Here is a 20,964-nt window from a genome sequence, read left to right on the forward strand (position 1 = left end):
CTTTCGCGGAAAATGAATCTTATTTGTCACCAAAAGCAAACATGATATCGGCTTCACATGCTGTTTCTCCATCTACCGTTGCCACTGCTTTCCCTTTACCCATTGACCCTCTCATACGCACTATTTCCACTTCCAGACGCAGCTGATCACCTGGTTTAACTTGCTTTTTAAAGCGGCAATTATCAATCCCAGCGAAAAAAGCAAGCCTTCCTTTGTATTCTTCTTGTTTCAAAACGGCTACAGCACCGACTTGCGCTAATGCCTCTACAATCAAAACTCCAGGCATAACTGGATAATCGGGGAAATGGCCATTAAAGAATTCTTCATTTGCTGAGACATTCTTCAATCCAACCGCTCTTTTCCCTTCATCTATTTCTATGATCCGGTCGACTAATAAGAATGGGTAACGATGTGGGATAATTTCCTTTATTTGTGTGATATCAAGCATACATGTTCCTCCTATGACTAAAATATTTCTAACATAACATAAACTCGCCCCTGCCATGTAGACAGAGGCGTAGTTGCCATGTAATATAAATCCGATAACGACAGCAACTACTTCAAAAAAACATGGAACTACGCGCCCTTGTTCACTATATCAATAATATGGGTCCATGTGGATTTTTGGAAAACATCCATTGCATGTCCTCCACCAATCACACTATATCCTAATAGTGCCCCGGATAATACAGCAATGAAAATCAATCCAATAACAATGAGTAAACGAAGCCAAATTGGCAAAAGACGGACCTTGATTCTACGATTCGGTTTCGCCTCAACTTCCTTTATCTCTTCTTCAATTTCTTGTCTCATTACACGATTTTGTTCCATATAGAATGTGAAAGCTCCTTTTAAGAAAACTCGCCGACTGATTTTCCCTATACACCAGAAATTCAGCAGCTATGCAAAAATGATCGGCACGAATGATTCTCTTTGTTATGAATACATTATAACCGATTTGCTCTAATTCCGCAGGGAGACATTTTATTTACCAGATACCTTAACGGATTCCATTGACCAATCCGCTCATTTGATCAGCCATCGTTACAGCACGGGATTGAAATTGGTAAGACCTCTGAACATTGATTAGATCCGTCATTTCTTTGGAAAGATCGACATTTGATGACTCCAAAGACCCTTGACGGACTGCTGCCCGGTTGCGGGAATCCCCTGTTAATGCAGTCATGATATCGTCTTCAGTAACACCCAAGGCATTGAAGTTTTTGGGCAGTCCAAGTAAATTTCCGCCTAGCCGGTCAAGAAATTGCGTTTTCTTGACCGAGACGATTCCGAGCCCAAAACTCTTTTCGCCATATTCTTCCGTATCCACTATCAATAAGCCATTTTCTGAAATCTTAATGTCTTTAATATTCCCCTCAATGAGGATCGGTTCACCATTTTCATCAAGGACTTTATGTCCAGCAGAGGTAACGAGCATCAGTTGGTCGTTAGCATTAGGAGATAAATAAAAGGCCCCATCCCTTGTAAGCCTTGTATTGACCCCTTTATCGTCATGAACGCTTACGGTGAAGAATTGGTCATCCCGGGTGAATGCAGCATCAAGGTTGCGGTCCGTCGTTTTTAAGGCTCCCTGTGAAAGCACCAATTGAGATTGGCTTATCATAGCACCTGTTCCTTGCCGGATTCCAGGTGTGGTCAATCTTCCTTTTTCCTTGGTCTCACCCGGTTGATTATTGAAACTCTGTGTCAATAAGTCATTGAAACTCGTTTGGGTCTTTTTGTAGGCGGTCGTGTCCGCATTCGCGATATTATTACCTATTTGGTCGATTTTACTTTGAAGTTGGTTCAGCGTATTCGTCGCCGTCATCATCGTCCGATTCATGGTTTTTCCCCTTACATGTTCAAATTTCCAAAATCATTTTTCCCTACTGTTTAATTAAAGCCTGCCAACTTCATTGACCGCTTTATCCAAACTTTTATCATAGGCTTGAAGAACCTTCTGACTCGCTTCAAAAGAGCGGTATGCCGACATCATTTCTGTCATCGTTCTCGATTGGTCAACATTGGAGCCTTCAAGAAAGCCTTGCTTAGTAGAAAAACCGACATCTGCAGCAGCATATGCGCTAGGTAAATCCCCATCATTCACAGCCTTGTACAGGCCTTCCCCATCCTTCATGAGCTGTAATGACGGATCATCCGAATAACCGATGCCCATACGTGCGATTTGAACATTTCCTTCTAAAATAACACCGTTTTCCGCTACTGTGAATTGATCGCCATCAAGCTGGATCTTTTCATTATTTTCGTTCAATACATAATGACCGGAAGGCGTAGTCAGATAACCTTGCCCATCCAGGGTGAAACTGCCGTTACGTGTATAACGGATAGCACCATCACCATCCTGGACAGTAAAAAAAACCGATCCTTGCCGACCCGTTTCTTCATTGATCGGAAGGTTTTCATCAACCAAGGAAATATCCGTATTAAGCTGGGTTTCCTCCAATGTGCCCTGGGCAAATAAAGGATTCGCTTCCTGTACGTAAACACCCGTACTGAGCCCCCCAACCTGGGATAAGTTAGACATGCTCAATTTGCTCTCCGTAGGAACCGTTTTACCACCTATGTTGCTTATGAGCATTTCCGGAAAAGACCTTACACTCATTTGATCCGCTTTATACCCTGTTGTATTCGCATTGGACATATTGTTTGTGAGCAATTCTGTGCGCCTTTGCTGTGTAAGCATCCCGGAAGCAGCCGTATAAAAACCTCTTAACATCTTCTTCACTCCTCAATTTACATAACTTATCCCGTTCAATTTCTCATATCTATCATATCGGTCATGAACATCAGTATCTTAAGGAAAAGGGACAGCATTAGGCAGAAGAATTTGTCTATATCGTAGGCTAGGTCAGATTTAAAGGAATGGTGTTAAATTCTCGATTAAAAGAAGAGGGCCTATTGCTCATCTGTACTAGAACTGCACGCACTTTCACTATGCCTCACGTTTGTCTGAACCTTAGACCCCTATCTTATGATGCGGATTTCCATCCGCTTTTTAGTTGAATTTGTGCCGTGGCAATTTATCCATATTATCAAGCATGATACCGGTTCCGATTGCTACACAATCCATTGGCTGCTCGGCAACAAGTACTGGGACCTTAAGTTCTTCAGCAAGGAGTAAATCAATCCCGTGAAGTAATGCTCCTCCGCCTGTTAAAATGACGCCGCGGTCGATGATATCAGCAGAAAGTTCTGGCGGTGTCCGCTCAAGCACGCTTTTTGCAGCTTGTACAATGATGGAAACCTGCTCGCGAAGAGCCTCCTCAATTTCTTCCGAGTTGACCGAAATGGTTCTAGGCAATCCCGATACCATATCGCGCCCACGGATATCGATGACTTCATTACGAGATCCAGGGAAGACGGTTGCAACCTGGATTTTAATGTTTTCCGCTGTGCGCTCACCAATAAGGAGCTTGTACTTCCGCTTGATATAATTTAAAATTTCATTATCGAATTTGTCACCGGCCATTTTGATAGAAGAAGATGTAACGATATCCCCCATTGAAAGAACGGCAATATCCGTTGTACCCCCGCCAATGTCTACGACCATATTGCCGCTTGGTTGAAAAATATCCATACCGGCACCGATAGCAGCCACTTTTGGTTCTTCTTCAAGGAATACTTTTTTCCCGCCGCTTTTTTCAGCAGCTTCTTTAATCGCTTTTTGTTCGACACTTGTTATGTTGGTCGGGCAGCAGATTAAAATTCTAGGCTTTGAAAGGAAGCCTTTCACATTCAATGTATTGATAAAATGCTTAAGCATCGATTCTGTTACATCAAAATCCGCAATGACACCGTCTTTTAAAGGACGGATTGCGATGATGTTTCCTGGAGTACGGCCTACCATTTTACGAGCTTCTTCCCCGACGGCAAGAACACGGTTCGTATTCTTATCAATCGCAACTACCGAAGGCTCATTTAACACAATTCCTTTACCTTTGACATGTATAAGAACATTGGCTGTTCCAAGATCTATCCCAATATCTCTAGCAAACATTTCTTAAATCCTCCTTGAATATCCTCACATATAACCTACTTCTGTCCTAATTGTTTATTTTACCATATTGCATTGGCACAAGTAAGTATGAATTATAAATAAACACTAATAAATACTATTATTCCCTTTTTTGCCAATATGTAAAAAAAATCGATGCCTTATGTACTAAATTTTCCGCAATTCCCCATAAAAAAAATCCCGGCATGGAACCGCAATCAAGGTTAAGAAAAAAGCTGACATTCACTTTCATGTCCCCTTATTCTGCCCCGATTGCCCGATTCACTTCCAATTGCCGGAATGATTCAAGTATCATTTAACGATTTCTTCTTCTCTTTCAGAACGTTTATATTTTAACTTTGTCGCTTCTCCACCTCTAAGGTGGCGAATGGATTTATGATAATCCAATATATCCTTCACTTCGTTAGCCAAATCAGGATTAATTTCCGGCAGCCTCTCAGTTAAGTCTTTATGAACCGTGCTTTTAGAGACTCCGAACTCTTTTGCAATGACGCGGACTGTTTTTCTAGTTTCCACGATATACTTTCCTATCTTGATAGTTCTTTCTTTGATGTAATCGTGCACACCACTCGACCTCCCCAAATTGGATGTGAGAAGTGTGAAATGAGATTCGTATTTTTCGAATCGAATACCGCTGCCCTATAAACAATGAAAGATAGAATTATTCACCTATTAGATAATTTGTAATAAACGATTCCTCACCTCAAACACTCTCTTTGCATGGTTTATAACATCTTATTAGCTTGGTTAAGAATATATGCCTAATGGGACAGGCGGTTTGGATATATTTCTGATTTTCATCTGTTTATTTTCATTAAGCGTAAATTATTTCCCGAGAAATTTGTCAGAAATTCAAAGGTTTCAGCATATTGGCCAATATTTCCTCGAAAAAAAAAAGGAAGCCGTTCAAAGTGAACGGCTTCCTTTTACCAAATTTTCAGTTGTTGTCATTCGTAACGCTCTAGGTTTTTGTTTTGATTTTATTAAAAATCTTAATCTTAATTAGATTGATTTAACGAATCTTTTAAGGAATCGCTGTCTTCAGTTTTATCTTCACCAGGGACAGAGCCTTCCTCATCAGTGCCACTCTCTAAATCAGTGCTCTCGTCAGTTTCGTCAACTGCAGGTGTTTCCTCTTTATCAGCTTCAGATCCTTCGACTGCAGGTGTTTCTTCTTTATTAGCTGAATCTTCAAGTTCGCTGCCTTCAGCTTCAGTTGCCGATTGAATCGCAGAAGCTTGTTTATCAACAAAATCAAGTGGGTTTAAAGCAATGTTATCTTTTCTGATTTCGAAGTGTACATGTACGCCAGCCTCTTCATTGATTTGGCTTTTTCCAGCTGTAGCAATTGCTTGTCCTTGTTTCACTTTGTCACCGACTGCAACCTTAATGTCTTTAACAGATTGATAACGGGTAACAACTCCATCTTCATGCTCTACTTCAACTAAATTTCCAAGTAACGCATCGTCTTGAACTTTCGTTACATTTCCACTTAAGGAAGCTTTTACATCGAAAGTCTTTCCATCTTCCATTGCAATGTCTATACCTTTGTTTTGCTCATATCTATTGTTGTAGAATACCAATGCTTCTTCTTGTGCCTTTTCATCCGCATTCACATCATAAAACTGTTTCTTGATAACCGTTTTGTCCGCATCGGCTACAGGCATCTTGATTGTCTCAAGATTACTATTAACCTCTACAGAAGGCTCACCATAGTTTTTTCCTGTTTCAGCTGATTCCTCTTTACCATCTTTAGCTGAATCGTCAAAACTATTTTGTAATAAGAAGGCCGCGGCTAAGATTATGGCTGCACTTGCGATATAGATTGCTGATAATGCCCAACGTTGTTTTAGTATACGTCGGATTGTGGAAGTTGGTTTCTTTTCTTCCTCTCTCATATTAATCACCTCAGCAATCATTCTGAACATTTTGTTAAGATTATATACATTCAGGAAAAAATTTTTTACATTTATTTTGTGGAAATGAAACCGATTTTATTCGTAGAATGGTAAAATGTTTGGTATCTTACTGTTGAAGGATGTTTAAATCATGAAAAAAGCTTTTAAACTTGTGTTAACGTTATTGCCCTTTCTATATATGATTGCCATTTGGATAATGTCGAGCAACCCCGATGATATGATTCTTGATCTTCCCTCATCCTCAATTGACCGATTTATCAAAGAGGCACTTCATCTGGTCGAATTTGCCCTTTTGTATATATTATTAGTTTCCGCCCTTGCTGCAAACCAAAAACTGAAGCCTGGTTTAAGCCTGTTGGCGGCACTTGTGGCTTGCCTTTACGGAGTTATTGATGAATACCACCAATCTTTCGTCCCATACCGCTCCTCTACCTTAATAGACGTCATTAAAGATATCATAGGAGTAGCAGCAGTCTATTTTCATGTCCAATATCATTATTTCAAGCGTGAACGGGGCTTTTTGACCATTATAGAAAAATTAAGCGCAAAAAAATGAGAGATGGGGATTCCCATCTCTCATTTTTTTGCTGTCATCGTATTCAGCCACTTATTTGAAGACTGAACTTTGACTCCTTTATAATAATATTTCACGATGTCTTCATAGGTTTTACCTTCCCTGGCCATGCCATTAGCACCGTATTGGCTCATTCCAACTCCGTGTCCGGATCCTTTTGTCGTGATGACAATCTGGTTGCCCTGACGCTCCCAGTCAAAATCGGATGATGTCAGCCCGAGCTTCTCACGAATCTGTTTTCCTGTCATTTTCTTTCCTGCGATTTCCACTACACCTACGCGATTACCTGATGTTCTTTCAATGACAGTCCCTATTGATGTTCCCGAAGAAAGACTTACACCCAGTTTTTTTTCAAAATCGGCAGTATCCACTACAACTTTATTATAAAATTTTGGTGATTCTTCTTTATCCCACGGACTGGATACACTTTTTAAATAGGGATAATCAGCTTGCCAATAGTCCTCGGAATTCTCCGTGTAGCCATTACTGGTCGAAAAAAAAGTGGCAGTAATCGGTTTTCCTTCATAGGTTAAAATTTGACCCGCAGTTTCTTTTATAGCCTTGTTAATTTTTTGCATCTTCGATTTATAATCAGAGCCCCACTGTTTTTTCAGCTCATCATTATTCTTATAAACTTGGTGCATGACCGTATCGCTTACATCGGCACCATCCGGCAAGCCCAATCGACTTTCACTTATAAGCTGATTGACAATGTAAGTTCTCGCTGTCAATGCTTGAGCCTTCAGCGCTTCTTCTTCAAAATCCGCTGGCATTTCAGCTGCAACCACACCAGTCAAGTACGATTCAATCGGCAGTTTTTCAATCTTTTTTGCAGATGTTCGGTAAACGGCAACTTCTACGGAACTCATTTCATTTGCTGCTACCTCTTTACCCTCATTCTTCACTTTCTTTTCTAATTGTTCGGTCAACTGCCCACTTGTCTTATCATTTGAAAATGGAAGCACAAGCACTGCCGGAATCATGATAATTACGAATGCTACTGCTATGAATAGTACGATCATCGGTTTGATTGCTTTCAAATTCCTGAGCCTCCCTACACTTGTTTTCTCTGCCGTATATAATCGTATCCAGCAGGTATCTTTACATAACAAATGTATGTCGAAGGACAAGCTTTTATGAATAGAAAAACGACATCTATTTAACTGTAGTCGATGAATCCCGATCAAGACAAAAAAAACCATTCACAGTTCAATGACTCGAACGTGAATGGTTCTATAAGCTATTTATGCGTTTAAATCTGCAATTTTTTTTGTTTCAGCAGGTACATCTTCGTTAATACGTTCCACATCTGCACCTAGGGATGCCAATTTACCATGGAAATTCACGTACCCTCTGTCAAGATGCTTCAGTTCTGTAACACGTGTAATGCCATCTGCAACCAATCCAGTCAGGATGAGCGCTGCTGCGGCACGTAAATCTGTTGCAGCTACTTCAGCACCTTGAATGTTAGTTGGTCCATTAACGATAACGGAACGACCTTCTATTTTAATATTGGCATTCATGCGACGGAATTCCTCAACATGCATAAAACGGTTTTCGAAAACGGTCTCCGTAATCATACTTGTTCCTTCAGCACGCAGTAATAATGCCATCATTTGCGATTGCATATCAGTCGGGAAACCAGGATGCGGCATTGTTTTGATATCAATGGCCTTCAAGGTTTTTGGACCGATAACGCGTAATCCATCTTCTTCTTCAAGAATTTCAACGCCCATTTCCTCCATTTTAGCTATAAGGGAAGTAAGGTGTTCAGGTACAGCTCCTTGAACAAGAACATTGCCGCCAGTAAGAGCGGCCGCAGTCATGAATGTACCAGCTTCGATACGGTCAGGTATAATCGTATGTTCAGTGCCATATAATTTATCGACACCTTCGATTCTCATCGTACCAGTACCGGCACCTCTGACTTTGGCACCCATTTTATTAAGGAGATTCGCAAGATCTACAATTTCAGGCTCTTTGGCCACATTTTCAAGAATAGTTATACCTTCAGCAAGTGTTGCTGCCATCATGATGTTTTCAGTGGCACCCACACTCGGGAAGTCAAGATACACTCTTGCACCCTTAAGTCTGCCTTCTACCTCGGCATCAATGAAACCATTGCCGACCTTCACTTTTGCTCCCATCGCTTCAAAACCCTTTAAATGCTGGTCGATAGGACGTGATCCGATGGCACAGCCACCAGGAAGAGCAACGCGGGCCCGGCCATTCCTTGCTAGTAATGAGCCCATCACTAAAACGGAAGCTCTCATTTTACGTACATATTCAAATGGTGCTTCTTCTAATAACTCTCTTGATGCATCTACAGTTACTTGATTGTCATGAAAGGCAACATCTGCATTTAAGTTGCGCAATACTTCATTGATTGTATATACATCGGAGAGCGTAGGAACATCTTTAATGATACTTTTCCCATCACTTGCTAATAATGTTGCAGCGATAACTGGCAAAACGGCGTTTTTAGCACCTTCTACTTTAACTGTCCCGCTAAGCCTTTTTCCGCCGCGGACGATGATTTTTTCCAAAAGTATTCCCCTCCGCGTCCATTTTCTCTATATTAATATTCAAACGTTATGATTGGTGTGCCAACTACAAAGTTCGTTCGGTCACCCAATCCTTCTGTCCGTAGCCCAAACTGCAAATTTAATTTTTCTTTTGTCAATGGTTGTTTAAACAAAGTTGAATGCGCAGATATAGATGTAAAGTTTGTTTCATGCACACTCTCAATTTCCCTTGCTTGGAACATATCTAACAGGTCTTCAGTTTTAGAGTTTAAAACCGAATCCATATTATCATTGATAGACCCTTTAATACAAGAAAAAATTGAAGGAGTTCCTATAAATAGGTCATTCACCCTGTTTTGGAACGTAGCAGTAAAAAATGCCGCATTGGCTTCCTTCCACTCTTTCCCCTCCACTTCGTAAATAACATAGGTAACTTTATCAAATTTCTCTTCCGTTGTCATTATTTTGATAGACTCGGTCAGACCTGAATCGACATTGTAAGTTAACGCCTCAGCCTTCCAGCCGGAAGCATCATCTTTCCGGTGCCATTGAAATTGAGGGTATTTTCGTTTTAAAGCTGTAACTTCGCTTTCAAACTCTTGTTTAGTTGTAATCTCTTTATTTATTTCTCTAGTGAGTACAGACCAATCCCCTATGTCCAAATCTTCATCTTTTTGTAACAGTCCCACCATTTTAACTATATCTGGTTTACTTTCTGCCACAATCGTACTATTCCCAATTAAAATCACCGTCAAACCGAGAAATACTATGTATGTTAACATTTTTTTGTTTAAATTAAACATGTTAAATCCCTCCCCTTTTACACATTCTTTCCATAAGGAGAGAGATCATACTTCAAGTTTTCCGACAATTGGTGACAACTTCCCCTTAAACTGGCAGGAAGCAAAAGCGAATACAAGAGAGTAGAATCATATTTTGCTATAAGAAAACTCTCACAGCTTATCAGTCATTACTAAACATATACGGAAGTTGGTTTGCAAATCCCAGGTAGTCGAGGAAGAAATTACTTACAACTGAACCGATGGCAACAGTTAATAAAATATATAAAACCCTGGCCTTGATGACCGAATTGGATCTTAACATTTTATCAAAATGTAATGCCTGTAAAGCCCACCAGGTAACTGCGATGAAAAACAAGTGTGCAATAATCCCTGTTAAAGCCTGCTGTCCCATTGCTGAAAACATGTACATACCTCCTAAAAGACACCCAAAGTCTATTCTAACACAAAACTCCTGCATATTTGGAATTTAAAAGGAAGAATTGCAAAATATCTTTTTAAAACTGTAAATAGAGGCTTGATCCAATGGAACAAGCCTCTGATACAGGCATTATATCATTTACTCGAAATAAAGTCTGTAAATTCGCCAAATTGATCATGAATAAAATCAAAGGCAATATTTGGCGCCACCCCGAAAAGAATGGTGCCTATCACGCAAATGATCAACACGGCGTAAAGACCCGGACGAATTTTAATGACCTTCTCCGAATGAATGGGTCGGAAAAAGACCTGCACCAATAATCCGAAATAATACACATAGGAAACAATGGTTCCTGCAATCATGATTCCCGCAAGGACAAAATGTCCAGGCTCCGTTATGAATGTTCCTAGAAAAATATTGAGTTTGCCAATGAAACCTGTCGTCCCGGGAATTCCAGCAAGCGCCAGGATAAATACGGTGAATGCCATGGCAAGATACGGTGATTTCCTCCCCAGCCCTGCAAGAATGCTAATATCTTCTGACCCACTTTGACTGGAGAGCAGCTGAATGACTGCAAATACACCTATATTCATCAATACATAAGCCATTAGATAAAACCAAACAGTATCCAGCAAGAAATATCCCCCGCCCAATGTTGCCACTGCTACAAGCAGGTAACCCGCATGGGCGATGCTTGAATAGGCGAACAATCGTTTTAAATTTTGCTGCCTTAACGCAACCACATTTCCAATGATGATCGTCAGCCCCGCCAATGAAGCTATATAGATATTATTCTTTTCCAAAAAGTCGAGCGCTCCGAACGTATCACCCGAAGCTGTTAGGAATAACGAGAGAAAAATGCGCAGGATGATGATGAAACCCGCCATTTTCGAAATTACACTCAAGAAGGCTGTGACCGGTGTCGGTGCCCCCTCATAGACATCCGGCGCCCACATATGAAATGGGGCGGCAGCTATCTTGAAGGATACACCGACAAATACCATGAAGAAAGCGAGTCCCATAATGTATTGCAGCTGGCCGTCCGTCATTGCAGCCATCGTCCGGCTCATTTCGCCTAGATTGACGGAACCGGTCACTCCATATAAATAGCTCATTCCAAATAAAGTGATCGCTGTGGAAATGCCTCCGTTTATCACATACTTCATGGACGCTTCGTTGGACTTTCGATCATGCTTGCGTATTCCGACCAATATATAAGATGAAAGTGAAAGAAGTTCCAGTCCAACGAACAGCGTTATCAAATCACCGCTTGAGGACATGACCATCGCTCCAAGCAAAGCGGTCAGGAACAGGTAATAAAATTCCCCCCGGTGCTCCCGCAGCCCCTCTTGCGGTTCATATCCTTCAGCCAGAAGGATGATTAGGGCCGCTCCGAATAAAAGCAGCAGCTTAAAAGCTTTTGCAAATGAATCTAAACGAAACGTATCGGATAAGATACTGACCGTCTCAAAGGATAGCAGGCTAATTAGTGACAAACATGCCAAAATGATTCCGGTTAACGCGAGCCATGCCAGTTTTCTCCGATCAAAGTGCTTCGGCCAGAATAGATCCAATATCGAAAGAAACATGGCCGTTCCAAGGATGATGAATTCCGGCATCATCGCTCCCCAATCATAAGAAAGCATCGTGTTCCAATCCATCCTTCATCGCCCCCCTAGAGCTAGCATCATGGCTTCAATCGTTCCTTGAAGAGGCCCGCCTAACAAATTTGGGTATACCCCGACAGTTATTATCAAACCGAGAAGAACCAATGCCGGCAAAAACTCCCAGCCCCTAAGGTCCCGTTTCTCTGCTTCTATCAAGCTATCATTTTTTCCAAAAGTCATCAGCATGACCGCCCTCAGTACATAAACAGCGGTTAATACCAGCCCTATCACACCTATTGCCGCAAGCAACGGCTGACTTTTGAATAAGCCAAGAAATACCATGAATTCACTGATGAAGCCGGACATGCCGGGCAAACCGAGTGAAGCCAGCCCGCTAGCTAACATAAATCCTGAAAAAATCGGCATCGACTTGGCCAATCCCCCAAGCTTAGGAAGCATCGTGGTTCCCGTCCGCTCATACAACACTCCCACCAGGAAAAACAACAAAGCGGCAATTAGCCCGTGTGAGATGACTTGAAAAATAGCTCCCTGAATGCCCGCTTCATTCAAGGCTCCCAGCCCCATCATGACTATACCCATATGTGAGATTGACGAGTAAGCTAAAACGAGCTTGAAATCCGTTTGTACCAACGCTAGAAATGCACCATATAAAAAACTGAGGACCCCAAACAGGACAATGGTAAAGGCCAAGCTTTTATATTGTTCAGGAAATATCCCCATTCCAAACCGGATGATTCCATATGCCCCTATTTTCAATAGGACACCCGCATGTATCATGACTATGGATGGAGGTGCTTCTGCATGGACCCGCACCATCCAGCTGTGAAGGGGAAAGACGGGCAGCTTTATCGCAAATGCAACGAGAAAGGCGAGACATAAACCATATTTCATCGAACCGGATATGGGTGCAAAAAGCGAAACACCGCCCATTGTCATCATCTGTGTCAATGCCGCAATGTTAGTCGTACCTGTCCTGGCAAACAAAATCAAAATGGCCACCAATAAAACAGCCGAACCAATGCCATTATAAATCAGAAAACTATAAGAAGCTTTCTCCCTCTCCAGAAAGCCCCATCTACCAATTAAAAAGAAAGCAGGAATCAATGTCATTTCAAAAAAGATGAAAAAAAGGATCAAATTTTCTGCCGTGAAGACACCGAGCATCCCGATCTCCAGGATCAAAAATAACAAATAATACCCTTTCCAATCTTTTTTTATATAAATGGACGCGATTGCGGCCAGTGATGAAATGATTGTTGTCAGTAATATGAAGATGAGGCTTAATCCATCCAGCCCCAACTCAAAGTCAACCGTGAAGAGCTTGGGATCATACATCTCCAAGTTCCCAAACCTGATCCAATTCAACTTAATGTCAAATAAGGATAGGGCCACACCCGAATAATATTGGCTGCATAGAAAGAACGAGAGGAAAAGGGGAGGCAGTGTTCCGAAAAAGCCAAATTGTTTAATCGTCCTTTCCTCTTTTTTCGGCATAAGGGCAACCATCACTATGCCCAGCAGCGGTGAAAACACTAAAAGCGAGAGCAAATAGACATTCATCTTAGATACCCCCCAGTCACTGCAAAAATCACCAACAGTACCGCAAGTCCCAGAAAGGCTATCATGCCATATTGCTGTACCTGTCCCGTTTGCAGTTTAGACCCTATTTTCCCCAATCCTTCTATTGAACTTGTTACAGTGGAAACCAGGCCACCGATAATGAACCTTTCAATATAAGATAGGAATATACTAAAGCCTTTGATTGCATAACCTGCAGTAAGGTGGTAAATCTCATCTATATAATACTTATTTTCCAAAACCCTATATACCCCGGAGTTTTCTTTGACAAGCCATTCCCGAGGTAACTTCTTTTTAGCGTATATCATATAAGCAAGGTATATCCCGGCCAGCGATACAAGCACGGCCATCAACATGATCCAAACGGGCCCCTCACTATGGCTGGCGCCTAGAAGAGTTTCATTTCCCTCCACAAGCCACTCCCCAAGGAAAGTTCCAAACCACGGTGTTTGGAAATACCCACCGATTACAGCAAGCAACGCCAATGCGAGCATCGGAATTAACATGATGGAAGGTGATTCCTTGACCTGTTTTACTTGACTGCGCGAGTCGCCTGCAAATATCATGAAAAACAGCCGGAACATATAAAACGCAGTTAAAAAGGAGGTAACCACCGCTAGACCAAACAATATATAACTACCATTCTCCCAGGCAGCCATCAGAATTTCATCTTTACTGAAAAAACCCGAGAGCAACGGAAACCCCGATATCGCCAAAGTGCCAGTCAAGAACAGCGGCCCAGTCCAATTCAACTTACCCCATAGACCGCCCATCTTTTCCATATCCTGTGTATGTATAGCGTGAATAACACTGCCTGCCGCCAAAAACAGCAATGCTTTAAAAAAGGCATGGGTCATTAAATGAAACACCCCGGCCACATATCCCGAAGTACCCAAAGCAAGCATCATAAAACCGAGCTGAGAGATTGTCGAATAGGCCAATACACGCTTAACATCCTTTTGCACTATGGCAATGCTTGCGGCAAATATGGCTGTAATTCCACCTGTTATTGCTACGACCTGCATCGCAGCAGAACTAGCCATAAATAACGGAAACATGGCCGCCACCAGGTAAACCCCTGCAGCAACCATGGTTGCTGCGTGTATCAATGCGGAAACCGGAGTCGGGCCTTCCATTGCATCCGGAAGCCATGTGTGAAGCGGAAATTGTCCAGACTTCCCAACCGCACCGATAAAAATCAAAATAGCGATTAAAGTCAGTTTTCCACTTGATATCATGCCCGATTGAACGGCTTGAAAGATCTCTCCATATTCAAAGCTGCCTGTTTCCCAGAATAGAAGAATGATGCCGATTAAGAGCCCTACATCCCCAATCCTGGTCATGATGAATGCCTTCTTCGCTGCAGCCTTAGCTTCCAGTTTATAAAAGTAAAACCCGATGAGCAGGAAAGAACCCACCCCGACCAATTCCCAGAAGATATAAAGCTGTAATAAATTAGGTGCCATGACTAGACCAAGCATGGCAAAGGTGAAGAAGCCCAGATAAGCATAAAAAATGGAGAATCGCACTTCACCCTTCATATACCCCTTCGAATATATCTGGACAAGCAGGCTGACAAGGGAAACGATCACAAGCATCAAGGCATTAAGCTGATTGATTTCGAATCCGGCTGTAAGTTGTGTCCCTCCGAAGGAAAGCCAATCTATCGATATATTATAAGTAGGTTCTTTAAATCGTTCTATCAGGACAAGCAACGATAAAACAAACGAAGCCAATGTACATATTATTCCTATAAAAGCCCCTCGTTCCCGCAACCGCCCGCCTGATAGAAGCAGAACCAGAAACGTGACGAGTGGAAAGATCGGTATGAGCCATGCGTGCTCCATCATCGTATCAAATCCCCTTCTTCATTTATATAAACCTTCAATTCTTCATTATTTCCATTTCATCGACATTGACCGTCTTCCGATTGCGATAAAGGGACATTAGTATAGCCAGCCCTACAGCTGCCTCGGCCGCAGCAATCGTAATCGTGAATAAGGAAAAAACTTGACCCGTAATGGATGGCGTTACCCCGAATTTACTGAAGGCGACTAAATTGATATTCGCGGCGTTCAGCATCAGCTCGATTGAAATCAAAACAATGACCGCATTTCTTTTCGTCAAGGCACCATACAGCCCTATACAAAATAAAACGAGTGCCAATACAAGGTAAGCCGACAAGGGAACTCCCGTCATGATCGATCTCCCTCCTCATCATCTTTTTTAGCCAATACGATGGCACCGACTAAAGCAACAAGCAGGAGTACCGACATCACTTCAAATGGAATCACATATTTTGAAAAAAGTTCGATTCCTATTTGCTTTGTATTTTCCTCATGCAAGGCCGTTGGCTGTACAGGTATATCCAGATTATAAATCCCCAGATAAACCGCCACGGCGAATCCAGCAATCGCTGCGAGCAAGGAAAATTTCCCCCAGCCCCCTTTAGCAGGTGCATCATTTTCCTGGTGCTTTGTCAGCATAATCCCGAATAGCATCACGATCGTGATTGCCCCTGAATAAATAAGGATTTGGACAATGGCGACAAACTCAGCCGAAAGCAACATATAAATGCCTGCAATGCCCAAGAAAGTAAAAACAAGTGCAATTACCATGTGCACCACTTTTGTTAAGGTAATCAGCAGCACCCCGCCTAATATCGCGACGAGTGCCAAACCAATAAAGGCAATTAATTCACCCGACAAACTCATACTTTATTCACCTTCCGGATATTTTCATCATTTTCATCCAGCCACTCCAGATTTTTAAATAGATGATCACGGCTATACTCTGCCAGCTCAAATTGATTCGTCATCACGATCGCTTCTGTAGGGCAGACCTCCGTACATAAATCACATAAAATGCAAATCTCGAAATTGATGTCATACGTATCGATGATTTTCCCTTTTTTCGATGGGTCCGGATGTTTCTTACCAGTTAATTGAATACAATCCGTTGGACAAATCGTCACGCATTGATTGCATACAATACACTTTTCAGGATAGAATTTTTGGATTCCGCGGAATCGGTCAGGGAGCGGAAGCGGCTCATTCGGGTAGTCATAGGTCACTTTTTTCCTCGTCAAGTTCTTTAATGTATAGGTTAAACCTTTTGCTAAACCAAGCATATAAATCCCTCGCTTTCCGACCAGCTTATGTTTCTAAAAAAGGTTAATCAATTCTTTTATTAGTGCCGTCAAAAATATATTTGCTAATGCAACCGGAAGCAGCACTTTCCATCCGAATTCCATCAATTGATCGGCCCTTATACGAGGAAAGGTTACACGAATCCAGACCAATACATAGAATACGGCACTGAACTTCAAACCGAACCAGATGGCTGCCGGAATAAAATCCAAAAACGGAATAGAATTCCATCCTCCTAAAAATAATACAGTGGTTAGCGTTGCCATTGCAAACATATACACATATTCGGATAACATAAAGAAGGCCCATCGAAATCCAGAGTATTCAACATGATAGCCTGCAACAAGTTCGGATTCCGCTTCCGGAAGGTCAAAAGGAACCCTGTTCAACTCGGCAACCGCTGCAATAAAAAACACGATAAACGCAATCGGCTGAAGAAAAATGAACCAAACCTTTTCCTGGGCTGCAACTATATCATTCAAGTTTAAACTGCCTGTTAGGAGGACGATTCCCACTAGCGACATCACCAATGGGATCTCATAAGATATCATTTGCGCGGCTGCCCTCATTCCGCCAATCAAAGAATATTTATTATTGGAAGCCCAACCCGCAGTGACGATGCCGATGGTCGATATGCCGGAAATCGCAATATAATAAAGCAGTCCTACACCTATATCCGCAAATTGAAAGGCATCGGTGAACGGCAAGGTGGCAAGGACCATGAAAGCAGGAGCAAAAGCAATTACCGGAGCTAAAATATATAACGGCTTATCAGCTTTTTTGGGTATCGTATCTTCCTTGATCAGAAGTTTCAAAACGTCAGCAACGGTCTGCAAGAGACCCCATTTCCCCCCAATTTGGTTTGGGCCGACACGCATTTGCATGAATCCCATGATTTTTCGTTCTGAAAGGATTCCATAGGTTACAAACCCTAATACGACGAACAGGAGCAGGACTGCCAAACCAAAAAAAATGCCAAAATTCAGTAGGCTTGGAGCGGAGTGGAGAAGATCCTTGATCATTTATCCATCAACCTCCCCTAAAACGATATCGATTGCACCTAATATCGTTATCAAGTTCGCCATATTTTCCCCTTCCAATAATTTCGGAAGAATTTGCAGATTATAAAATGAAGGTCTGCGAAATTTCAAACGGTATGGCTCCTTTTTCCCTTCACTCGCGATATAACAGCCTATTTCCCCTCTTGGCGATTCAATTCGGACAAATGCTTCACCCTTAGGAACCTTTATTATTTTAGGGACCTTAGCAAGGATCGGCCCTTCTGGAAATTGCTCAACCGCCTGCTCGATGATTTTCAGTGATTCTTCGATTTCTTCCATTCTACAGTGATAGCGTGAAAAGGCATCACCCTCTTCCCTTGTAGGAACATCAAATGTGAACCTGTCGTAAATGGAATATGGCTCATTTTTTCGCAAATCCCATTCCACACCTGTACACCTTAAGTTGGCACCGCTAAGCGAATACTGCAGAGCTTCTTCCTTCGTATAGATGCCTACCCCTTTAACCCGATTAACAAAGATTTCATTCCCTGTCACAAGCTCATGGTAACCGGCAAGCTGCTCCCTCATATAAGGGACAAACTCGGCAACCTTCGCAATCCAGTCTTCAGGAGCATCCCATTTCACGCCTCCGACACGCATATAATTGAATGTAAGGCGCGCCCCTGACAATTCAGTCAATAAATTAACGATCATTTCACGTTCTCGAAATGCGTATAGGAAAGGGCTCGTCGCACCTATATCCAGCAAGTATGTACCCCACCAGACAAGGTGGCTTGCCACTCTGCCCAATTCCATTGCGATAACCCGCAAATATTCTGCCCTTTCGGGGATCTCCACCCCCATCATTGTCTCAACAGCATGGCAAAGCACATAATTGTTTGTCATTGCCGCTAGATAATCGAGCCGGTCGGTATATGGGATTATTTGTGTATATTGCAGATTTTCCGCTAGTTTTTCCGTACCGCGATGCAAATACCCAATGACAGGTGTTGCCTCTTTTATAATTTCACCGTCAATCTTGATGACAAGCCGAAAAACACCATGTGTACTCGGATGCTGCGGCCCGACATTGAGAAGCATTTCTTCCGTCCTTAACATTGGGCTTACACCTCCACATCATAAGGCTGATAATCTTTTCTAAGGGGATACCCTTTCCATTCTTCACCAAGTAAAATCCGCTTTAAATCAGGGTGTTCATAAAAGTTAATACCTAATAAATCATACGCCTCACATTCTGGCCAATTTGCTCCTGACCATAATGGGACCAATGATGTAATAACGGGAGAATCCCTATCAAGTTTCACTTTCAAGGCAACTGATTGGTTCATTTTGAATGAATGTAAATGTACATAGATTTCCATATGGGTTTCAAAGTCCGTACCATGAAGTTCCGATAAATACGAAAAGTTAAGCTGTTCATCGTACCGCAGAAATTTTGCTATTGAGAAATATGTATCCGGATTAGCCACTAAAGTGGGTACATCTTTTGATAATCTATTAATATAGTGCTCTAATAATGCCCCTTGTCCTACATGGCTCTCAATAGCAGAAACGATTTGATCCAGTTTCGACTGATTTGGGGAAAGTTCGCTAGGGGTGTTAACTTCCTCGCTTTCCTTTACAGCAGTCCTGCTCTTCGCAGCAGCAGCCGCTTTCGCTTTGGCAGCGGTGGCTGCCTTCGCCTTGGCCGCGGCCGCTGCTTTTTGCTTTGCTATATCCATTTCGCCTTCCAGCTTTTCCGCACTTTCAGCTTTCGCCTGTTTTCGGGCCAATGCAGCTGCCTTCGCCTTGGCCGCGGCCGCCGCTTTTTGTTTCGCTTTATCCATTTCGCCTTCCGGCTTTTCCGTTGCTTCTTCTTTTGCCTGTTTTCGGGCTAATGCCGCTGCCTTCGCCTTGGCTGCTGCCTCCGCTTTTTGCTTTGCTATATCCATTTCGCCTTCCGGCTTTTCCGCACTTTCAGCTTTCGCCTGTTTTCGGGCCAGTGCTTCAGCCTTCGCCTTGGCCGCGGCCGCCGCTTTTTGCTTGGCTATATCCGTTTCGCCTTCCGGCTTTTCCGCCGCTTCTTCTTTTTCCTGTTTTCTGGCTAATGCGGCTGCCTTCGCCTTGGCTGCTGCCTCCGCTTTTTGTTTCGCTATATCCATTTCGCCTTCCGGCTTTTCCACCGCTTCTGCTTTTTCCTGTTTTCTGGCCATTGCGGCTGCCTTCGCCTTGGCTGCTGCCTCCGCTTTTTGTTTCGCTATATCCACTTCGCCTTCCGGCTTTTCCACCGCTTCTGCTTTTTCCTGTTTTCTGGCCATTGCGGCTGCCTTCGCCTTGGCTGCTGCCTCCGCTTTTTGTTTTGCTAAGTCCTCCTTTTCACTCATCTATATCACCCGCTTTCCGGTTTTCGCCTCGTAACGGATTTTTTCTTTTAATTTATTGATCCCATAAATAAGTGCAGCTGGGTTTGGGGGACAACCCGGTATATATACATCGACAGGTACAATTTGATCTACCCCCTTGACCACTGAGTAAGAGTGAACATAAGGCCCGCCAGCAGTTGCACAGGATCCCATCGCAATAACCCATTTCGGTTCTGGCATTTGTTCGTATAATCTGCTTATTATTGGAGCCATTTTTTTCGTTACCGTTCCTGAAACAATCATGACATCTGATTGTCTGGGTGATGTCCGAAAAAATGAACCAAATCGGTCCAAATCATAATGAGAGGAACCGACACCCATCATTTCAATTGCACAACATGCCAAACCGAAAGTCATTGGCCAGAGTGAGTTACTTCTAGCCCAGCCTTTTATTTGCTCAAGTGTGGATAAAAAAATACTATGGCGCATTTCTTCCATTTCTTTAGGGGTAAGTTCATCCAACTTCAATTCCACTTTAACACCTTCTTTTTCCAAGCGTAGATTAGCCCAAGCATTAGGATCAGGACAAAAAACAGCATTTCAATCAATGCAAACAGTCCGAGTTCATCATAGGCAACCGCCCATGGATAAAGAAAAACCGTTTCTACGTCAAATATGACGAACATCAATCCGAATAGATAATACCTGACATTGAATTGAACCCTTGAATCCTGAAAAGGTTCGATTCCACTTTCATAAGTCGTATATTTCATATCTGTCGGTTTATACGGCCTTAGCAGTCTACCAAGAAATAAAGCGATCACAGGTAATAAAATGCCAAGACAAAGGAAAACAAATACAATTAAATAATTATTTTGGTAAATATGCAGCTGTCCCATGTTCATCTCCCTTTATGGATAATTCATGTTAAATGGGTACAATTCAAATTTGCTTGTCTTCTTTTTGGATA

The 20,964-nt window shown here is 42.3% G+C and carries 23 protein-coding genes; 1 reads left to right on the forward strand and 22 read right to left on the reverse strand.

The genetic code is table 11. The features are described from left to right. Positions 1–19: 19 nt before the first annotated feature. From fabZ to MKY17_RS27005, 7 genes are all read right to left on the reverse strand, one after another. Positions 20–448, reverse strand: coding sequence for a 3-hydroxyacyl-ACP dehydratase FabZ (gene fabZ / locus MKY17_RS26975; RefSeq protein ID WP_034315755.1), 429 nt, complete (start codon positions 446–448; stop codon positions 20–22). A 128-nt stretch (positions 449–576) separates the two neighbouring features. Continuing rightward, on the reverse strand, positions 577–831 hold the full coding sequence (locus MKY17_RS26980) for a DNA-directed RNA polymerase subunit beta (RefSeq protein WP_098371633.1): 255 nt from the start codon (positions 829–831) through the stop codon (positions 577–579). A 169-nt stretch (positions 832–1,000) separates the two neighbouring features. Continuing rightward, positions 1,001–1,843 carry a flagellar hook-basal body protein gene (locus tag MKY17_RS26985; protein ID WP_098371634.1) on the reverse strand — a complete coding sequence of 281 codons (843 nt, stop codon included), beginning with the start codon at positions 1,841–1,843 and terminating at the stop codon, positions 1,001–1,003. A 54-nt stretch (positions 1,844–1,897) separates the two neighbouring features. Beyond that, positions 1,898–2,737: a flagellar hook-basal body protein gene (locus MKY17_RS26990; RefSeq protein WP_098371635.1), complete on the reverse strand. Its 840-nt coding sequence runs from the start codon at positions 2,735–2,737 to the stop codon at positions 1,898–1,900. Positions 2,738–3,016: 279 nt separating this feature from the next. Continuing rightward, positions 3,017–4,018, reverse strand: coding sequence for a rod shape-determining protein (locus tag MKY17_RS26995; RefSeq protein WP_076368333.1), 1,002 nt, complete (start codon positions 4,016–4,018; stop codon positions 3,017–3,019). 309 nt (positions 4,019–4,327) lie between these two features. Continuing rightward, positions 4,328–4,600: a sporulation transcriptional regulator SpoIIID gene (gene spoIIID / locus MKY17_RS27000; RefSeq protein ID WP_034315767.1), complete on the reverse strand. Its 273-nt coding sequence runs from the start codon at positions 4,598–4,600 to the stop codon at positions 4,328–4,330. A gap of 434 nt (positions 4,601–5,034) precedes the next feature. Continuing rightward, the gene (locus MKY17_RS27005) at positions 5,035–5,934 is read right to left on the reverse strand and encodes a M23 family metallopeptidase (protein WP_098371637.1); all 900 of its coding nucleotides are present in this window, start codon (positions 5,932–5,934) and stop codon (positions 5,035–5,037) included. 151 nt (positions 5,935–6,085) lie between these two features. Between MKY17_RS27005 and MKY17_RS27010 the strand changes: the two genes are divergently transcribed. Further along, the gene (locus MKY17_RS27010) at positions 6,086–6,511 is read left to right on the forward strand and encodes a VanZ family protein (protein ID WP_076368335.1); all 426 of its coding nucleotides are present in this window, start codon (positions 6,086–6,088) and stop codon (positions 6,509–6,511) included. Positions 6,512–6,531: 20 nt separating this feature from the next. Here MKY17_RS27010 and spoIID read toward each other — a convergent pair whose 3' ends face one another. From spoIID to MKY17_RS27085, 15 genes are all read right to left on the reverse strand, one after another. After that, entirely contained in the window at positions 6,532–7,569 is a 1,038-nt protein-coding gene (gene spoIID / locus MKY17_RS27015) for a stage II sporulation protein D (RefSeq protein WP_260397942.1), read from the reverse strand. Positions 7,570–7,773: 204 nt separating this feature from the next. Then, positions 7,774–9,075, reverse strand: coding sequence for a UDP-N-acetylglucosamine 1-carboxyvinyltransferase (gene murA, locus MKY17_RS27020; RefSeq protein ID WP_098371638.1), 1,302 nt, complete (start codon positions 9,073–9,075; stop codon positions 7,774–7,776). A gap of 32 nt (positions 9,076–9,107) precedes the next feature. Then, entirely contained in the window at positions 9,108–9,857 is a 750-nt protein-coding gene (locus MKY17_RS27025) for a YwmB family TATA-box binding protein (protein WP_098371639.1), read from the reverse strand. 160 nt (positions 9,858–10,017) lie between these two features. Beyond that, positions 10,018–10,260, reverse strand: coding sequence for a DUF1146 family protein (locus MKY17_RS27030; RefSeq protein WP_034315776.1), 243 nt, complete (start codon positions 10,258–10,260; stop codon positions 10,018–10,020). A gap of 149 nt (positions 10,261–10,409) precedes the next feature. After that, positions 10,410–11,936 (reverse strand): NADH-quinone oxidoreductase subunit NuoN, encoded by a 1,527-nt coding sequence (gene nuoN, locus MKY17_RS27035; RefSeq protein WP_098371640.1) that lies wholly within the window; start codon positions 11,934–11,936, stop codon positions 10,410–10,412. A 3-nt stretch (positions 11,937–11,939) separates the two neighbouring features. Continuing rightward, entirely contained in the window at positions 11,940–13,463 is a 1,524-nt protein-coding gene (locus tag MKY17_RS27040) for an NADH-quinone oxidoreductase subunit M (protein WP_098371641.1), read from the reverse strand. After that, positions 13,460–15,331: an NADH-quinone oxidoreductase subunit L gene (gene nuoL / locus MKY17_RS27045; protein WP_339201136.1), complete on the reverse strand. Its 1,872-nt coding sequence runs from the start codon at positions 15,329–15,331 to the stop codon at positions 13,460–13,462. The genes MKY17_RS27040 and nuoL overlap by 4 nt, the downstream gene beginning before the upstream one ends. A gap of 34 nt (positions 15,332–15,365) precedes the next feature. Then, a complete protein-coding gene (gene nuoK, locus MKY17_RS27050; RefSeq protein WP_098371643.1) occupies positions 15,366–15,680 on the reverse strand; it encodes an NADH-quinone oxidoreductase subunit NuoK in 315 nt (104 codons plus the stop codon). After that, positions 15,677–16,195, reverse strand: a complete 519-nt coding sequence (locus MKY17_RS27055) for an NADH-quinone oxidoreductase subunit J (protein WP_076368342.1) — start codon at positions 16,193–16,195, stop codon at positions 15,677–15,679. The genes nuoK and MKY17_RS27055 overlap by 4 nt, the downstream gene beginning before the upstream one ends. Beyond that, positions 16,192–16,611, reverse strand: coding sequence for an NADH-quinone oxidoreductase subunit NuoI (nuoI, locus tag MKY17_RS27060; RefSeq protein ID WP_048685828.1), 420 nt, complete (start codon positions 16,609–16,611; stop codon positions 16,192–16,194). Before nuoI ends, MKY17_RS27055 begins: the two co-directional genes overlap by 4 nt. Positions 16,612–16,644: 33 nt before the next feature. Next, positions 16,645–17,652, reverse strand: a complete 1,008-nt coding sequence (gene nuoH / locus MKY17_RS27065) for an NADH-quinone oxidoreductase subunit NuoH (protein WP_098371644.1) — start codon at positions 17,650–17,652, stop codon at positions 16,645–16,647. Next, complete coding sequence (locus MKY17_RS27070; RefSeq protein ID WP_098371645.1) at positions 17,653–18,750, reverse strand: NADH-quinone oxidoreductase subunit D; 1,098 nt, start codon at positions 18,748–18,750, stop codon at positions 17,653–17,655. Between the two features lie 5 nt (positions 18,751–18,755). After that, entirely contained in the window at positions 18,756–20,015 is a 1,260-nt protein-coding gene (locus tag MKY17_RS27075) for an NADH-quinone oxidoreductase subunit C (protein ID WP_339201139.1), read from the reverse strand. Beyond that, a complete protein-coding gene (locus tag MKY17_RS27080; RefSeq protein ID WP_170946902.1) occupies positions 20,016–20,492 on the reverse strand; it encodes an NADH-quinone oxidoreductase subunit B in 477 nt (158 codons plus the stop codon). It abuts the gene before it with no gap. A gap of 26 nt (positions 20,493–20,518) precedes the next feature. Then, positions 20,519–20,893: an NADH-quinone oxidoreductase subunit A gene (locus tag MKY17_RS27085; protein WP_076368347.1), complete on the reverse strand. Its 375-nt coding sequence runs from the start codon at positions 20,891–20,893 to the stop codon at positions 20,519–20,521. Positions 20,894–20,964: the final 71 nt, after the last annotated feature.

Origin of the sequence: Peribacillus sp. FSL P2-0133, from assembly GCF_037975445.1 — a bacterium.
Taxonomy (GTDB): domain Bacteria; phylum Bacillota; class Bacilli; order Bacillales; family DSM-1321; genus Peribacillus; species Peribacillus simplex_E.